The sequence below is a fragment of the Halosolutus gelatinilyticus genome, assembly GCF_023028105.1.
Classification (GTDB): Archaea; Halobacteriota; Halobacteria; order Halobacteriales; family Natrialbaceae; genus Halosolutus; species Halosolutus gelatinilyticus.
Map to the genome: position 1 here is coordinate 353,542 of NZ_CP095492.1, position 17,053 is coordinate 370,594.

The 17,053-nt window shown below is 60.1% G+C and carries 12 protein-coding genes; 6 read left to right on the forward strand and 6 right to left on the reverse strand.

The features are described 5' to 3' along the window. Window positions 1-40: 40 nt before the first annotated feature. Window positions 41-1,591 (reverse strand): GMC family oxidoreductase, encoded by a 1,551-nt coding sequence (locus tag MUH00_RS20675; protein WP_247004732.1) that lies wholly within the window; start codon window positions 1,589-1,591, stop codon window positions 41-43. Window positions 1,592-1,738: 147 nt separating this feature from the next. Here MUH00_RS20675 and MUH00_RS20680 point away from each other — a divergent pair, with 147 nt between their 5' ends. The 3 genes from MUH00_RS20680 (at window position 1,739) to MUH00_RS20690 (ending at window position 4,583) form a co-directional block, all read left to right on the forward strand. Then, window positions 1,739-2,821: a hypothetical protein gene (locus MUH00_RS20680; RefSeq protein WP_247004169.1), complete on the forward strand. Its 1,083-nt coding sequence runs from the start codon at window positions 1,739-1,741 to the stop codon at window positions 2,819-2,821. An 89-nt stretch (window positions 2,822-2,910) separates the two neighbouring features. Next, entirely contained in the window at window positions 2,911-3,480 is a 570-nt protein-coding gene (locus MUH00_RS20685) for a UGSC family (seleno)protein (protein ID WP_247004170.1), read from the forward strand. Between the two features lie 20 nt (window positions 3,481-3,500). After that, entirely contained in the window at window positions 3,501-4,583 is a 1,083-nt protein-coding gene (locus MUH00_RS20690) for a hypothetical protein (protein ID WP_247004171.1), read from the forward strand. 450 nt (window positions 4,584-5,033) lie between these two features. On the opposite strand, the gene MUH00_RS20695 is transcribed toward MUH00_RS20690, so the two are convergent. Next, on the reverse strand, window positions 5,034-6,065 hold the full coding sequence (locus tag MUH00_RS20695; RefSeq protein ID WP_247004172.1) for a zinc-binding dehydrogenase: 1,032 nt from the start codon (window positions 6,063-6,065) through the stop codon (window positions 5,034-5,036). 165 nt (window positions 6,066-6,230) lie between these two features. Here MUH00_RS20695 and MUH00_RS20700 point away from each other — a divergent pair, with 165 nt between their 5' ends. Next, window positions 6,231-7,391 (forward strand): NAD(P)/FAD-dependent oxidoreductase, encoded by a 1,161-nt coding sequence (locus MUH00_RS20700; RefSeq protein WP_425603064.1) that lies wholly within the window; start codon window positions 6,231-6,233, stop codon window positions 7,389-7,391. Between the two features lie 363 nt (window positions 7,392-7,754). On the opposite strand, the gene MUH00_RS20705 is transcribed toward MUH00_RS20700, so the two are convergent. The 4 genes from MUH00_RS20705 to MUH00_RS20720 all read right to left on the reverse strand — a co-directional run bounded on the left by MUH00_RS20705 (window position 7,755) and on the right by MUH00_RS20720 (window position 14,284). Continuing rightward, window positions 7,755-8,048 carry a hypothetical protein gene (locus MUH00_RS20705; protein ID WP_247004175.1) on the reverse strand — a complete coding sequence of 98 codons (294 nt, stop codon included), beginning with the start codon at window positions 8,046-8,048 and terminating at the stop codon, window positions 7,755-7,757. A 628-nt stretch (window positions 8,049-8,676) separates the two neighbouring features. Then, window positions 8,677-10,551, reverse strand: coding sequence for a multicopper oxidase family protein (locus tag MUH00_RS20710; RefSeq protein ID WP_247004176.1), 1,875 nt, complete (start codon window positions 10,549-10,551; stop codon window positions 8,677-8,679). A gap of 943 nt (window positions 10,552-11,494) precedes the next feature. Further along, entirely contained in the window at window positions 11,495-12,649 is a 1,155-nt protein-coding gene (locus MUH00_RS20715; RefSeq protein ID WP_247004177.1) for an acyl-CoA dehydrogenase family protein, read from the reverse strand. A gap of 183 nt (window positions 12,650-12,832) precedes the next feature. After that, complete coding sequence (locus tag MUH00_RS20720) at window positions 12,833-14,284, reverse strand: aldehyde dehydrogenase family protein (RefSeq protein ID WP_247004178.1); 1,452 nt, start codon at window positions 14,282-14,284, stop codon at window positions 12,833-12,835. A gap of 111 nt (window positions 14,285-14,395) precedes the next feature. Between MUH00_RS20720 and MUH00_RS20725 the strand changes: the two genes are divergently transcribed. Both MUH00_RS20725 and MUH00_RS20730 read left to right on the forward strand, forming a co-directional pair. After that, window positions 14,396-15,568, forward strand: coding sequence for a thiolase C-terminal domain-containing protein (locus MUH00_RS20725; protein ID WP_247004179.1), 1,173 nt, complete (start codon window positions 14,396-14,398; stop codon window positions 15,566-15,568). Next, on the forward strand, window positions 15,565-16,980 hold the full coding sequence (locus tag MUH00_RS20730) for a zinc ribbon domain-containing protein (RefSeq protein WP_247004181.1): 1,416 nt from the start codon (window positions 15,565-15,567) through the stop codon (window positions 16,978-16,980). The genes MUH00_RS20725 and MUH00_RS20730 overlap by 4 nt, the downstream gene beginning before the upstream one ends. Window positions 16,981-17,053 lie beyond the last annotated feature (73 nt).

Sequence of the window (17,053 nt, forward strand, 5' to 3'; positions counted from 1 at the left end):
CGCTCAGACGGGAAGGTACGATCCCGACCGGAGATGCCGGTCATCCGTTCTTGATGAGATCCGCGCCCTTCTCGGCGATAGCGATCGTCGGCGCGTTCGTGTTTCCTCTCGGAACCTGTGGCATCACCGACGCGTCGACGACTCGAAGACCGCCGATGCCGCGTAAACGTAGATCGCTGTCGACGACGGACAGTTTGTCGGTTCCCATCTTACACGTACAGGTCGGATGATACCCTGACACGGCGTTGTTTCGAATGTACTCCGCGATTCCCTCGTCGCTTTGGACATCCTCACCGGGTTTTATCTCTCGTTCCCGGTACTCCGAGAGGGTGTCCGTCGTTCCGATGCGCCGTGCTCGACGGATTCCCCTGATGAAGTCGTCGACGTCTTTTTCGTCGACCATGTATTCGGGATCGAGTTTGGGGTCGTCGTACGGGTCGTTCGATCGGAGCATAACGCGCCCGCGAGCGACCGGATTAAGCGGGAGGACCATAATCGAAAACCCTGCCTGCGGATTCTCTTCCGATCCAGGTGAAAGCCCGTACTGGAGATCTGGCGCGGGCAAAGAGGGATCGGACCGTTCAAACGCGCCAACCAGAACGCGGTCATATCGGGTTCCGCGTTGGTCACCGTCCTCCGCCTCGATTGGTTCCGGTGCCGAGTCGATCTGTTTTGAACTTTCGAAGACGACTGGCACGCGGAGGTGATCCTGCAAGTTGCGGCCGACGCCGGGGAGATCGCGTTTCACGTCGATGCCGTGCTCCTCGAGGTGTTCGGCTGGGCCGATACCCGAAAGCATGAGCAACTGTGGAGACTGAATCGCTCCTGCAGAGAGGATCACCTCACCGGTGTCGGTTACCTTCGCCTCGTGTCTCTCATCGTTCTGCTCGTACACCACACCCGCTGCTCGATCGCCGTCAAACGTGATTCTGGTGACGTGCGCACTCGTCTCAACGTGGAGGTTCGATCGATCGAGAATCGGCTTAATGAACGCCGCCGCGGCGCTGTGACGGTGGCCGTCTTTGGTCGTGGTGTGATAGTAGCCGATTCCTTCCTGCTGCGCACCGTTGAAGTCCATGTTACCCTCCAATCCAGCTTCCGTCCCGGCCTCGACGAGCGTCTTCGAGAAGTCGCTAGGCATCCCACGGGACACGCTCAGCGGACCGTCGTTGCCGTGAAAGTCCGTGTCCCCGTCGGCGTTCAGGGTTTCGGACTTCTTGAAGTATGGAAGCAGGTCATCGTAACTCCAGTCGCTGTTCCCCATGTCAGCCCAATTGTCGTAATCGTAGGGGTGGCCGCGGACATACGCCATCCCGTTGATCACGCTCGAGCCGCCGAGCGCTTTACCCCGCGGCCAGTCGATGGTTCGACCGTTCATCCCCGGCTGAGGTTCCGTCTCGAACTTCCAATCGAGTTCGGAGCCCATGACATCCCACACTCGAGTAGGATCTTTCACCATATCCTTGTCTCCCGCTGGTTCGCCTGCTTCAAGCAGTAGTACGTCGACGTCTTCGGATTCGGTTAATCGGTGGGCAAGCACACACCCTGCACTCCCGCCACCGACGATCAGGTAGTCGTACATGATAGACATTCTCACTCTTCTCGGAAAAGAAACTAATGGTTTTCGGTGTAAACCATCGCCGGACCCAGGTATCTGCGTTCCGAGGCGTATGACGCCCCATCTAGGGCAAAGTACCAAGTCACTCCAGTAGATATCGTATACGTACTGGAGAAATCGATGTCCGAACACAAGCTACACAACGACTCAACGAGCACAGTTTCTCGTTCGTTCTATCGAGAGGGGATGACGGACGGACTGCCCATTGTCCCACCAACAGATGAGCGCATCGAGGAGATGCTACGGGGTACCGATAATCCGCGCGATTACGTCCTCGGTCGACTCGGCAACGACGACACTCCGATCACTGTCGAACAGTTGGCGTCGAACGCGGTGATGGCGGGCTGTCTGCCGACGTACATGCCGGTACTGGAAGCCGGAGTGCGAGCGCTCGCCGATCCGCAATCCAACTCCATTCAGTTCTCCGTCAGTACGGGCGGCTGGGCGTACCAGTGGGTCCTGAACGGCCCCGTTCTCAGAGATCTCGGTATTACTCACGGTAGCGGGCCGTTCGGACGAAATGCCCGCGTGAACCGAGCAACCGCAAGGGCGCTCGGTATCGCCTATCGAAATACGGCAAAGATCTATCCCGGGGAAAAAGACATGGGAGTGACGGGTAATCCGCTCAAATTCAGTTTGTTCCTCGCTGAGAACGAATCGGGTGGCCCGTGGAAACCATACCACGTCACAAACGGCTTCGACGAGGAAGACAGCACAATCACGCTTGCTGGCCCGAATAGTTTCATCCAGTGGAAATCCGAGCCGAACAGTCCCGAGGACGTTCTCCACGGAATGATCAAGAACACCCCGCCGTCAATGGTCGGCGGGGAACAGCAAGGTGGAGACTTTGATCAAACAATTTTCCACGTACTCAACCCAAAAGCCCTCGAGACGCTCGCTGACGCCAATCTCACCAAACAGGGAGTCAAAGAGTACATCTCCGAGAACTCCTATATCCCGATTGAGGAGTTCCAGAAGGGCGTTCTTTGGGATAATGCCTTGAACGACTACCACGGTAAAGTAGATAGTAGACAGGTCCCACAGATCAGCGGGCCCGAATACGTGAAAGTCGTCGCAGGCGAGTACGGAGAGAGTCAAACAAACGTAGTCCTCGGTCCGTCCATTGGCGGACCAGTCACGAAGAAAATCCAGTTCCCGTCCGAGTGGGATACCCTGGCAACGGAGTACGCCGTCGAGGAGTAAAACCGTCATCGGTGGTGATCTCGTGTCGTAAAAGCCGTTTCGACTTGTCACCAAAAACTATATGCCCCGTGCGAGTGTCACTCACCCATATGGGACTCATAACACCCTCTTCGACGGGTAATGATACCGAGCAGAAACCGCTTGTCCCTCGAGTCGACTCCCTCGAAGGAAAACATATTGGACTGTACGACAACGGGAAGCCGGCTGCCGAACCGCTACTGACTGCCGTCCAGGAGAAACTCGCAGAGCAGTATCCTGACGCGACGTTCGAATGGTACCACGTTGAACACCTAAACCAGATCAAAAACGATGACGAACAGAAGCGCGTCGTCGACTGGGCTGAAAACGTTGACACCGCCATCGGCGCGATCGGCGATTGCGGCTCTTGTACCAAGTTCCTCGCATGGGGTATCGAACTCGTTGAGGATGCCGGCACACCAGGCGTGGGTCTAATCGACGAAGGGTTCGAGCTCGACTACCAGTCGAATGCCATCGAGCGCGGCCGTCCGCTTCGGTACAAGAAGACGCCCGTCCGATGCGAGACGACGGATCTCGATCGGGTTCGCGAGGAAGTAAGTGAAGAAGTTGTGGACGGAATCGTCGAGGAGGTCACGCGGTCGCTGAACGACAAAGAACGCGCAGAGCAAGCAGCGCAGTGAACCAGCCCTGAAGGGAGACAATGTCCAATCAAACACAGCAAGAGCAGTCGTTAGAAGAGATCAACCAATCACTGTATCGAGAAGGGCTGACCGACGGCTTGCCCGTCATCCCCCCAACGGATGAGCGAGTGGAAGAAATGCTCCGGGGGACCGACAAACCCCGCGACCACGTTCTCGGAGAACTCGGAAACAACGAAAATCCCCTCACTATCGAGCAGTTGGCGTCGAACGCGGTGATGGCGGGTTGTCTGCCGACGTACATGCCGGTACTGGAAGCCGGAGTGCGAGCGCTCGCCGATCCGCAATCCAACTCCATCCAGTTCTCTGTCAGCACCGGGTCGTGGGCGTACCAGTGGATCGTCAACGGTCCCGTTCAAGACAATCTCGACATCGAGAGCGGGTCCGGCGCGTTCGGCCCGAGCTTCCACGCCAACCAGACTATCCCACGCGCCCTTGGGATCGCTTACCGAAACACCGCGGAGATCTACCCCGGCGAAAAGGATATGGGCGTGATGGGGAATCCTGCCAAGTTTAGTTTCCTCGCCGGCGAAAACGAAGAGACGAGTCCATGGGAACCCTACCACGTCACAAACGGCTTCGACGAGGAGGACAGTACGATTTCCCTCTCCGGTCCGAACAGTTGGGTCCAGTGGTTCCCGCACGAAAACAGTGCGGAAGACGTCCTTCGCGGGATGATCGATAACACGCCGGAGTCGATGCGCGCTCGTACTGGCGAAGATTTGAACGCCACGATCACTCACTTCGTCAATCCCTACAATGCGGAAGAACTCGAGAAGGCGGACCTGAGCAAGGAAGAGATCAAGGAATACATCGTCGAGAACTCCTACCGGAAGACCGACGGGACGTCCAACTCGATGCTCGAGACCGATAAGGTCGTTCCGCGACAGGTCAAGCAGTATGCCGACACCGAATCCATCAATATCGTAGCCGTCGGCGGGGCCGGTCGCGTCAACGCCATTGCAGGAACATCAATTGGCGGACCAGTCACGAAGAAAATCGAGTTCCCGGATAACTGGGAGTCGCTGTTAGAGGAGTACTCGATCGAACGCGAATGGGTCCCCACCGAAGGATTCTACGATTAACCGCCAGCGACTCTCGAGGATTGGCTGTACCTCATAACAAGATATGAACGGATGCCAGCCTGTAACCCAAACGATCATCTCGTCTCCGCTCCTTCGAAACGATATTCGTTTCAATCACATCGGTTTCCTAGCTTAATTGAGACGCTGAGCCCACATCCTCAGCGAGCGCCGAAAGGGAATGCGAGCGGGAAGAGGATACAGCGGTAGAAACCAGGTGCCTACGGAACACAAATCGACTGCTTTCACCGCCTTCTTTGCCGTATAACGATGGCTGGCTGAACGCCATTTCGTCGACGCACACCGAACTCGAGTTGACTGATGAGATCCGGGATCACGCATTGACGACCGATGCACAGTCCGTCGCAACGTCATCGGCGATGACGCTCACGTCGGTACGATCGAACGACAGCGAGAGATCGAAGTCCAGGCCTGACACCATTACATCCGTCTTCAGGGGCAGACAAGGATTTTGCGTTCCTTGCTATCCTCGCTGAGGAGTGTTTCGAATCCTCTGTCGACGACGTCTTCAAGGTCTATACGTGAAGTAACATATTGATCGGCGTCAAGTTTACCGGTCTCTAGCTGACGGAGTACCGCGTTGTACTCCTTGGTGACTCGTGGTCCCAACTGATGAGATGTCGATCCCGACACCGACCGCTGATGGCCAACAAGACTTTGTGGGGAGATCTCGACCTCGTCGCTGAACACGCCGATGACGGTAGTGTGGCCGTTTGCTCGCGTTGATTCGATGGCTTGATTGAGCGTTGTCTGATGGCCCACGGCTTCGAAGGCGACATCGACGCCGGTTCCAGTCTGTTCGCGGACGCGTTCGACTGGATCCTCGTCCGTCGGATCGATTACAACGTCTGCTCCGAACTCCCTTGCGACCTCCCGACGTGACTCTTGAGGCTCCGAGACGTAGATCGGGCCCGCGCCCGCTGACTTCGCGAACTGGATCACACCCAACCCGATCGGCCCCGCGCCGACCACCATTGCACTGTCACCAATTCCTAACGGAGACTCGCGGACAGCATGTAGACCGACGCTGACCGGTTGGGCGATCGCCGCATCTTCCGGCGAGACGCCCTCCGGGAGCACGATCGCATTGTCGGCGTTCTCTACCGCCTTCTCCGCGTACCCACCCGGCCGCGCGGAGGTTGCATTCAGGTTCGTACAAAGATTGTAAAGCCCGTCTTCGCAATACCAACACTCCATACAGGGAGTGTGCGGACTGAGGACGACGTCTGTCCCCACCTCTATATCGACATCTTCACCGGTTTCGATAACCGTTCCGCCGACCTCGTGACCAAGCGTTACGGGTAGTTCCGCGTTTCCGTGCAACCCTTCTGTATAAAAGTGGAGATCGGATCCACAGATCCCACACGCCGCTATATCCACCAGTATTTCACCGGCGTTAGGAGTCGGTTCGTCGATATTTTCAACTTTCATATCTTCTATACCGTAGAAGAGTGCAGCTCTCATGCATGATAGACTACATTATTTATTGTTAAATGTGTTGGTCAGGGCAACCCTCGCATTGATCCCTCGTTGCTATCGCGTCTAATGTAGCGTTCCTTTTTCAAAGGAATCCGGATAGGATTCGCCTTTTGGAGAACGCTTTTAATCGTTGTTCGCGAGCAACTACATATGAGCGATCGCCGGAATACTCACAGTTTTCTCCGACAAGCCAGTGGCGACCGGTCATTCCGCGATATGATCGACTGCCGAGACATCGAGGCGAGAACAACCGCGGTCACGGATGGCGGACAGCAGGACGCGAGGGAACACTGGAAACTCATCATCGCTGGCACCGGCATCGCCGGGCTGACGGCCGCGATCTATGCCGGCCGCGCGAACAACGATCCGTTAGTCATCGAAGGCGACGAACCGGGCGGTCAACTCACCCTCACCACGGACGTTGCTAATTACCCCGGCTTCCCGGACGGTATCAGCGGTCCTGAGTTAGTCAACAACATGAAAGAGCAGGCCAAGCGGTTCGGAGCCGAACTGAAAAACGGCGTCATCGCCGGTATCGACGACTCAAGTCATCCGTTCCATATTGAGATGACTAACGGCGACGTCTATACCGCCGACGCCATCATCGCCGCCTCCGGCGCGAGCGCCCGCACGCTGGGCATCCCCGGCGAAGACGAACTCATGGGCTACGGCCTCTCGACGTGTGCGACCTGTGACGGCGCGTTCTTCCGCGGCGAGGACATGCTCATCGTCGGCGGCGGCGACGCCGCCATGGAGGAAGCCACCTTCCTAACGAAGTTCGCCGACACCGTCTACATTGCCCATCGTCGCGACGAGTTCCGCGCCGAACAGTACTGGATCGACCGCGTCTACGAACAGGTCGAGAACGGCGATATTGAGATCATGAAGAACACCGAACTGATCGAAATCCACGGCTCTCAGGAGGAGGGTGTCGACCGCGTCACCCTCGTCCACAACGAGCAGGGCCATCCGACCGATCGAATCGCCGATCCCGAAACCGAGGAGTTCGAGTTCGACGTCGGCGCCGTCTTCTTTGCAATCGGCCACACGCCGAATACGGAGTATCTTGAGGGGACCGGCGCCGAAATAGACGATGAGGGCTACCTCAAAATCAAAGGCGGCGACGGCGGCGATCAGACCGAAACCGCTGTCCCCGGCATCTTCGGCGCCGGCGATATCGTCGACTACTACTATCAACAGGCCGTCACCGCCGCCGGAATGGGCTCAAAAGCCGCACTCGACGCCGACAAATACCTCGAAGGCCAGGATCAGATCGCTGACATGGATACTCTTGAGACGATGAATAACTAAATACAGGCTACAGAGCCGATCTCTTACGGTTCAGGCTTTGAGAATGCTGTAGTTCCATTCATTAAGTTAATTCTCCTCACGTAATCGCCAGCGGTAGTTGTAATCTAGGATTCAGCGGAACATTCTCTAGTAAAACGCCTATTCGAAGTATTTGAAGCAATCAAATCATTTGCGTAAGTGCTCCGTACTCGTTATCCGATCTATAGCTATTATTTACAATTGTACTTCTGTAATGTGCGTGTTGATACGAAGTGCTCCGCTTTCACACACCCATATGATGTGTTAAATACGTATTCATAATACTGTATTTTATATCGTAGTAGCTCTACATATGATGATGTCAAATAGTGTTCCTCTCACGGCTCACTGAGAAACAACGAGTAAGTTCTGTCGTTTAAACCATAGAGAGCATGAATGGAGGAGTTTCGTCCGTTTCTGGCCGACAGCAGTGTACAGCCAGTTGCGCCGATCGTCGTCAACGATCGGTTGGAGGGCGCCATCGGCATCGTCGGTCCGACGGGCCGGATCACGGACGAGGACTACCAGCGCGCCCTCGTCAAAACGTCGCAGGAGACGATCGACGCGATCATGATCAAGTGCCGGTACGGGCTTGATCGCCCGCTCGGCGGATCCGCTCGCCTCGACGGACGGCGTCATCCCCTCACGTTGAGAGATGTACTAAACATATTGTGTGGATTATGTGTGAGGGAGACTAGCTATAATATGACATGTGGTTGATTGCTCGTTTCCTGATCGGCGATCTTTTTCCCAGGGGCTGTCCAGTGTAGCGCTGCTGGTAGCGTTCGACCGTCGAATGACTGCGCTTTTCGATCGGCGTTCGCTCGGTGTCGCTGATGTAGCCGATCGATTCTATCCGGGAAGGGAAGAACGATAGTCGAATTGATCGACGAGAGTTCCGATACGCGGGCGATCGCGTTCCCCTCGAGTCGATGTGGAACCACCAACCGCCGGATCAGTGTCGTGTCGTTCGAGTAACGCCGCGTCGAGAATCATTCTCGTCTCGGTTCCTTCTGCAGCATACGATCGAGATCACTCATTGGATATCTTGACAGGAATAGTATAGGTGTTATTTCACCAAACATACCTTTGGATCCACACCTGAAGTACTGCGGAGAACGGTGGTCCAGACAGCGTTCCTCCGAGAGTCGTCGAGGTCGAACCGCTGCTGATTGCGACAGCGTACGACGGATATCCGACGTCTCTCGAATACGTGCGAGTCAACAACCGGTGCGCCGCTCAAACGGAAGACGAGGGCAGTCGCTACCTACCGATTCCGTGGCCGTCCAGTGCTGTCGTGCTTTCGAGACTCGTTGGCGCTGTCGCTATCGGTATTCTCGGCGGCGTTCGGCACGACTCTGAACGGTCGCATCATGTCGTGATCTTCGTGCTCGATCATGTGGCAGTGCCACATGTACGTTCCCGTTTGATCGTTGAACAGCCCTTCGTACTCCCCGAAGTGGGCAATTACGTGGACTACCTCGCCTGGGTCGACGGTGACCACGTCGTTCCATCCTCGTTCGTACGGTTCGGGCGCCTCGAGCGCGTCCGGTTCGATATCATCCTCGGCCGGATCGTAGTCCCCGATCGGCTGTCGTCCCAGCACCTGGAAGTGCACGAGGTGGAGATGGATCGGATGGGACATCCCGCTGTGGTTAGCGAAACTCCAGATCTCTGTATTGCCGAGCGCGGGTTCCTCGGTCACGGGGTCGGTGATCTTGAGACCGTCCTGCGCTTGGGCCGTTCCGAGCAAGTGTAGCCGCCGTCCGTACTCGTCGGTTTGTCCGCTAGTGAGCGTGAGGTATCGTTCGTTGTCGACCGAATCGACGGGGAGTTCCGGAACCCGGGTCAGTTCGTCGGGGAGTCGATCGACGTCTCGTGGATCCCCCGCATCGCTCACGTCCACGAGCATGATCTCGGACAGCGGTACGATGTCGTCGTCGGCCGAACTCAGCTTACCACGATACTGCGCGGGCGCGTCGTTGTGGAGAAGCAGGGTCTCTCCGGCGTACTCGGTGAAGTCGACGACGACGTCGGCACGCTGGCTCGAGCCGAGTTCGAGGCGGCCGTCGATCTCGATCGGCGTCGAGAGGAGACCGCCGTCGTTCCCGATCTGGACGAACGGCGGTCCATCGCGCCCGGTCTCGCCCGACGACTCGTCGTACCGGAGGAGCTTGAGAGTATAAAAGCGACTGTTCGCGCCGTTGAGCAGCCGGAGCCGGTACGGTCTGGGTTCGACGGACAGCCTGGGCCAGGCCGTCCCGTTGACGACCGACGTGTCGCCGTAGAACTGCGGAACGATACTCGGATCGGGATGCGAACCGTCTCCGCCGCCGTGCTCGTCCGAGACGGCCGTCGGATAGAACAACGATCCATCCTCGTTGAAACTCCGATCCTGGAGCACGAGCGGAATCTCATACTCGCCGTCGGGAAGGCCGAGATTCCGTTCATGGGCGTTCCGCAGCAGATAGAACCCCGCGAGGCCGGCGTACACGTTTAGGCGCGTGATACCGAGCGAGTGGTCGTGGTACCACAGCGTCGCCGGCGGCTGGTCGTTCACGTAGTAGTAGTCTTTGTTCTCGAATTCGGGTCCCGTCTCCTGAAAATCCCGAGTGAACCACGCTTGCGCGTTGCCGTCGCTCTCGGCTTCGACGTTCCCGCCGTGGAGGTGCGTTACGACCCGAACACCCGTCGTATCGTACGGGAGTATGTCGCCGTGGATCGTCGCGTCTTCGGGCAGGAGATGCTCGTCCGGGAGGGCGTTCTTCCACCGGACGTAGATCGGTTCGCCCTGCTCGGCTTCGATCGTCGGCCCGGGATACTGACCGTCGTACCCCCAGACGGTCGTCGCCGGGAGATCGTGGTGTATCTTCCGCTCGAACTCGCGCATTTCTACCTCGTAGCGGGGCCGCCCGTTCTTCGTTCCGGACGCCTCCACGACGTCCGGACGGGGAAGCTCGTCGACCCACTTTTCGAGGTCGGGAGACGAGTGGTCCGTTATCGTCTTTGCGCTCTCGGCTGCCGGTGGAGTCGTATTCCTCGCCGAACAGCCCGCGAGAGCCGAGATACCCGTGATGCCGGCTACTGCGCATACTTCACGGCGCGATACTCTCGGTCCGGACGTCTCAGTGCGGTTTCCCATGGTACATGTAAATCTATGAAGACTCCGTATATGCGGGTCCGGCCGATTCCTACCGAGCCGGAATCCGAGCAAGGTACATCCTCGTTACGTCCCTAGTGGCGCGACCCGATCTCGGTCTCCGACGCGCGTCTCATCGATGCGCTGTTCGCCACGTTCGTCGGGTGGGCGGAACTCCGGTTCGGCGAGAGCAAGCGCTATGCGCCTTAGAAGATGCGAGTAGCGCGGAATTCCATCTGACGGATCGTCGAGCGGCGGAGCCGTCGGACGACGGTGAACCCGCGAAAACGCCGAATACGCGTCTGGAGATTGGCACGACTGCGCGCTGCCGTCTAAGATATCGTCTGGGTTCGCGATCGATTACGGATGCCTCCAACCAAACCGGTATCGCTCGTTATTTACGCCTGTACAAGCGTAATTTCACGTTGGCCCGCTCGATAGGATCGTGCAGCGATCAGTCATCCCGATACGCTATGGCGCTTCCCTGTATTCGGAATGGGTATACGATCGAGGGCAATATTACTAGTGCCGCGGTAGTCGTCTCGAGGAACGGTCGCGAACGCCAGGAGACGTCGTCGGAAGCCGTTCACAGGCATCCGAATAGTGTCATCGGTATACGAGATGAGTATACGCCGCCTGAGCGGTCGCGTCACCGTTTCAGATGCACGGTTTCGATCGATCAATGCTACGGAGCGAACAGAACGGGCACGACTCCTCAGCGAATCAGACGAGGAGGGCCCCAGTAAGGGATGATTCTAAACGGTGGGAGTTCGCTGCCCGAACTGATCGGACCGTTTCGGTTTCTCTCAGAGAGCTGACGCCCTCTGAGTTCCTTCTGTCTCGGCCGACGGAAACGGGTATCGTGCTCTCTGGGAACAGTGCGTTCGGGTTTCAACTAGCCGCGCCGTCCGATTTCACCGAAACGAACGGGGGGTTGTCCGATGGTCTAGAGGCCAAGCGCCTCGCTCGCGACCGTCGTCTTTTGAATCTCCGTCGTCCCACCGATGATACTCAGAATTTTCGCATCTCGGTAGTACCGCTCGAGCGGCAGATCGGTCCGATACCCTTTGCCCCCGTGGACCTGTATTGCGTTTCGGGTGACGAACTCGGCTGCGTCGCTCGCGACGTACTTCGCTTTGCTGGACTGACGTGTACTCCCGTCCCTGGACGCGATCGCGATTGCTGAATTGTAGACGAGGTGTCGCGCCCCGTCGAGTCGCGCGTCCATGTCGGCGATGAGAACCTGCACCGCCTGGTATTCGCCGACTGGTTGTCCGCCTTGTTCGCGATCCCTGGCGTAGTCGACGGCCTCCTCGAAGGCGGCGGTCGCGATGCCGGTCCCGATCGCGCCCAGACCGGTTCTCGCCATGTCGATTGTTCCCATCGCGATCCGAAACCCTTGACCGATCTCCCCGAGTACCGCGGAGTCGTCGACGGCGACATTCTCGAGCGTCGAATCGCCCGTCACGTGGCCGCGCATACCCATGAACTCCGTTCGATCGAACGTGAATCCCTCACGGTCGTCGACGCCGGGCGCGAGAAACGCGCTCACGCCGTGGCCCTCCTCGGGCGCGGGTCGCTTTCGCGCAACGATCAGATGGACATCCGCGACGCCGGCGTTCGTCCCGAACGCTTTCTCACCGTCGAGGAGGTATCCGTCTTCGGTCGCTTCCGCGACCGTCGATAACTTGCTCGGCGAACTCCCGGCGTCCGGCTCTGTTAGCAGCATCGAGCCGACGATATTGCCTCGAGCCATGGGTTCGAGGTATTCCGCCTTCTGGGCCTCCGTCCCGAAGTTCGCGATGGGAAGCGCCGCGAACGTGTGTCCCTGTATCGTCTCGGCGACGGCACCGCTCGCCTGTGCGATCCGTTCGATCGCCAGACAGTAGGAGACAAAGTCCGATCCCTCGCCGCCGTACTCCTCGGGAAGCAAAATCCCCAACAGCCCTCGTTCACCCGCCGCTTCGAGTACCGCACGCGGAAACTCGTCTCCTCGTTCGATTCGGTCGACTTCCGGTTCGATGACTTCGTCCGCGAACGTTGCCGCTCGCTCGCGGAACTCGCGGTGCTCGTCGGAAAGCGCGTTCTCGATGAGGCTCATTACAGTACTACAGCCGGAGCACACCACTATAAAAGTTCTCGACCGAGCAGCCGGGCAAGCGCGTGACGAACTCTGGTCCGGGGCGTCCGGCTCGGTTCCTCGTCGACTCTCACCGCGGACGGATGGACGATATGCTGTGCGATGCCTTCCAGCGCCTCCGCTGTTCTTCGGACTCGAGCGTCGCTATTCGAGATTAACGTTGACGTTTTTCGTCTGGGTGTACTCGCGGAGCGCCTCGGTGCCCTGTTCGCGGCCGTGGCCGCTCTGTTTGAACCCGCCGAACGGCGTCTGGGGCTGGGTCACGGGGTACTCGTTGATCGTCACCATCCCGTAGTCGAGGTACTCGGCGGTCTTGTGGGCGGTTTTCAGATCGGACGTCCAGATGCCCGCCATCAGCCCGTACGGTGAGTCGTTGGCAATCTGGATGGCTTCCTCCCCGTCGGCGAACTCGATGACCGAGAGCACCGGGCCGAAGATCTCCTCCCGGGCGATCGTCATGTCGTTCGTCACGTCGGTGAAGACGGTCGGTTCGACGAAGTAGCCCCGCTCCTTGTTCGCGGGGGCGCCGCCGCCCGTTGCGACGGTCGCGCCCTCTGCCTTTCCAGTCTCGATGTAGTCAAGGACTTCCTGCTGCTGACCCTCGCTGACCGTCGGTCCCATCTGCCCGTCATCGTCGATTCCGCCCCCGAGCGGCGTCGCTTCCGCACGTTCGACGACGCGATCGACGACCGTATCGTGGACCGACTCGTGGACGAGCAGTCGCGATCCCGCCCAGCACATCTGGCCGGCGTTCATGAAGATGCCGTAGTGGCAGCCGGCGGCGGCGGCGTCGAGGTCCGCGTCCGGAAAGATGATGTTCGGACCCTTCCCGCCGAGTTCGAGCGTCACGCCGGTGACGTTCTGCGAGGCACGCTCCATGACGCCTTTGCCGACGCCCGTACTCCCTGTGAACGCAACGTGGTCGACGTCGGGATGTTCGACGAGCCTGTCGCCAGCGGTGCTCCCGCGACCGGGGATGACGTTTACCACGCCGTCGGGAATCCCCGCATCTTCGGCCGCGACGGCGTAGTACAGCGCCGACAGCGGGGTCGTACTGGACGGCTTGAGGATCGCCGCGTTCCCGCAGGCCAGCGCCGGTGCGAGACTCCGCCCAGCGAGCTGAAAGGGATAGTTCCACGGGATCACATGACCGGTGACGCCGACCGGTTCGCGCATGGTGTAGTTCAATCGGTTTCCGGGGACCGGTACCTCGTCTCCCTCGATCTTGTCGGTCCAGCCGGCGTAGTACCGGAACGTGTCGATCACCATGTCGACGTCGAGGGTCGCCTCGAACGGTGTCTTTCCGTTGTCCCGGGACTCGATGCGAACGATCTCCTCCTTTTGGTCTTCGATCGCGTCCGCCATCACGTGCAGGTACGAGCCGCGTTCTCGTGGCTCGAGCGAGCGCCACTCGCCGTCGCGCTCGACGGCCGCCGCCGCGGCTTCGACGGCACGGTCGACGTCTCCTTCCGACCCCGCTGCGACTTCGGCGTAGGTCTCTTCGGTCGCCGGATCTTCGGTCGTGAGCGTTTCGCCGTTCGTCGCCGCAATCCACTCTCCGCCGATATACAGCTCTGTCGGACCGGTGTAACTCATACACTCACGCCTTCCTGACGGATCGATAAAAAGGTATTTGATACCGGCCGTATCGGAGCCGATCGTCGCCGTGGGACATCTATAAGTCTCCCCGGTAGGATACTTCGGCCCATGCGAGACGCATACATCCTGGGAGCTGGACAGTCGTCGTTCGGGTCGTTCTCGAATCGAACGTACCTCTCGCTGTTCGATGACGCGTTCGACGCGGCGATCGACAGCGTCGACGGGGATCTCTCACCGGACGCGATCGACGAGGCGTTCCTCGGGACGCTCGGCGTGGGCGGCCGACAGATCGGCCTCTCCGGACCGGCGGTGACCGAACACGTCGGACTCCACGGCGTGCCAGCGACTCGAATCGAAAACGCCTGCGCCGCGAGCGGCTACGCGTTTCGGCAAGCGGTGACCGCGGTCCGTTCGGGGTCGGTCGACGTCGCGCTGGCCGGCGGCTATGAAGTGATGACCGACGCGAGCTCCGATCACACCCGCTGGTGGCTCGGCGTCAGCGGCGAGACCGAGTGGGAGCGCCTGAGCGGCACGACCTTCGCGGGTGTCTACGCGCAGATGGCCAGCGCGTACATGGACGAATACAACGCCTCCGTCGAGGACCTGAGCCGCGTCGCAGTGAAAAACCACGGCAACGGTGCGCGGAATCCGAAGGCCCACCTTGGCTTCGAGTGCTCGCTCGAAGACGCGGTTTCCGCACCGACAGTCGCGGACCCGCTCAACCTCTATCACTGCTGTCCGACGACCGACGGCGCCAGCGCGGTCCTCGTCGCGAGCGAGGACGTCGCTCGAGAGCACGCGGACGCGCTGGTTCGTGTCGCGGGCAGCGGCGCCTCGAGCGGTCGCGTCGGTCTTTTTCAGCGCGGCTCGTTGACGTCCATTCCGGCGTCGGTCCGCGCGGGCGAGGACGCCTACGAGGAAGCCGGCATCGAGCCGTCGGACCTCGACTTCGCGGAGGTCCACGACTGCTTCGCGATCGCCGAACTGCTGGCCTACGAGGACCTCGGCTTCTGTGACCGCGGCGAGGCCGGCCGACTGCTCCGGGAAGGAGTCACCGGTCCCGACGGCGAGCTCCCGACGAACACCAGCGGCGGACTGAAGTCGAAGGGACATCCGATCGGCGCGACCGGCACCGGACAGATCGTCGAGGCGTTCGATCAGTTACGCGGTGAGGCGCACGTTCAGGTCGACGACCCCCGATACGGGCTCACGCACAACGTCGGCGGGAGCGGCGGCGGCGTCACCGTTCACGTCTTCGAAAAGGAGGAGGTGATCGCATGAGAGGGCTCGTCGCCGCCGGCGTCTACGTTCCCCGATTTCGACTCGAGACCGACGAACTCGAGAGGGCCTGGGGAACGAACCGCGCCGCGGGCGTCGAACGAAAGGCCGTCCCGGCCGCCGACGAGGATTCGCTGACGATGGCCATCGCGGCGGCTCGACGAGCGCTCGAGGATGCGCCGCTCGAGCGCGGTGCGATCGAGACCGTCGCGGCCGCGACGACCACGCCGCCGCTCGAGGAAGGGGACTTCGTCTCGCGGCTCGTCCGAGCGCTCGATTTGCCTGCGGCCGTCGCGACTGCGACCGCGACCCAGCACACCGCGGCCGGGGCAGAGGCACTCGCACGCGCGCTCGACGCCGATGGCCCCGCGCTCGTGGCCGTCGCCGACTGTCCGGAGGGAACGCCGGCCGACGCGGACCACCCCTTCGGCGCCGCGGGAGCGGCGTTCGTGATCGACGACGACGCAGTCGTTCCGGTCGTCGACGTCGCGTGGCACAGCGACGAGACGTCAGGGATTCGATTCCGAGAGCGCGGTGACCGTGGTGTCGACTCGCTGGGGATCACGACCTACGAACGGGACGCCGTTCGCGAGGCGGTAACCGCCGCGGTGTCGTCGCTCGACGTCGACGCGGCTGATGCCGTCGGCGCAGCGGTCCACCAGCGCGACGGGAGCTTCCCCTACCGGATTACGAACGAGCTCTCGCTTTCGTCCGAGTCCGTCGCGACGGGGACCGTCGCTGATCACATCGGCGACGTCGGCGCGGCGACCGTCCCGATCGGCCTGCTCTCGGCGCTCGACGAAGTCGGCGACGACCTGACGGTCGCCGGCTTCTTCGGCGGTGGGAGTGCAGCGGCACTCGCCTGCGAGGGATCACTTTCGGTCCGCGGTGTTACCGATATCGAGTCGGCAGAGACGATCGATTATTCGACGTATCTCCGCGAACGCGGATACATCGTCGACGGCGAGGTTGCCGGCGGCGGTGCGAACGTGAGCGTCCCGAACTGGCAGCGGGGACTCGATCGCCGATACCGCCTCGTCGCCGGTGCGTGTCCGAACTGTGGCGGCGTCACGTTCCCGCCCGACGGAGCCTGCCAGGAGTGCCACGCACGCGTCGAGTTCGACGAGTTCGAAGCGCCTCGGACGGGGACGATTCGAGCGGTGACCGTCATCGGGCGCGGCGGCGCTCCCCCGGAATTCGCCTCGCTCCAGCAGCGGGATGGAGCGTACGCCGTCGCAATCGTCTCCCTCGAAACTGACTACGGGTCCGTCACGCTTCCCGCCCAGATCGCGGACGCCGATCCGCAGTCCGTAGCCGTCGGTAACACCGTCGTGGCGACGGTCCGGCGGATATACACGCAGGAAGGGGTCCCGCGGTACGGTGTCAAGTTCGAGCCGGTTGCGGATACCGACTAACGGTATCGTCCGTCGCCCGTTCCTGTCGCTGTCCGGTCGAGCACGACTGAACCATCGTGATTATCGCCCCTGA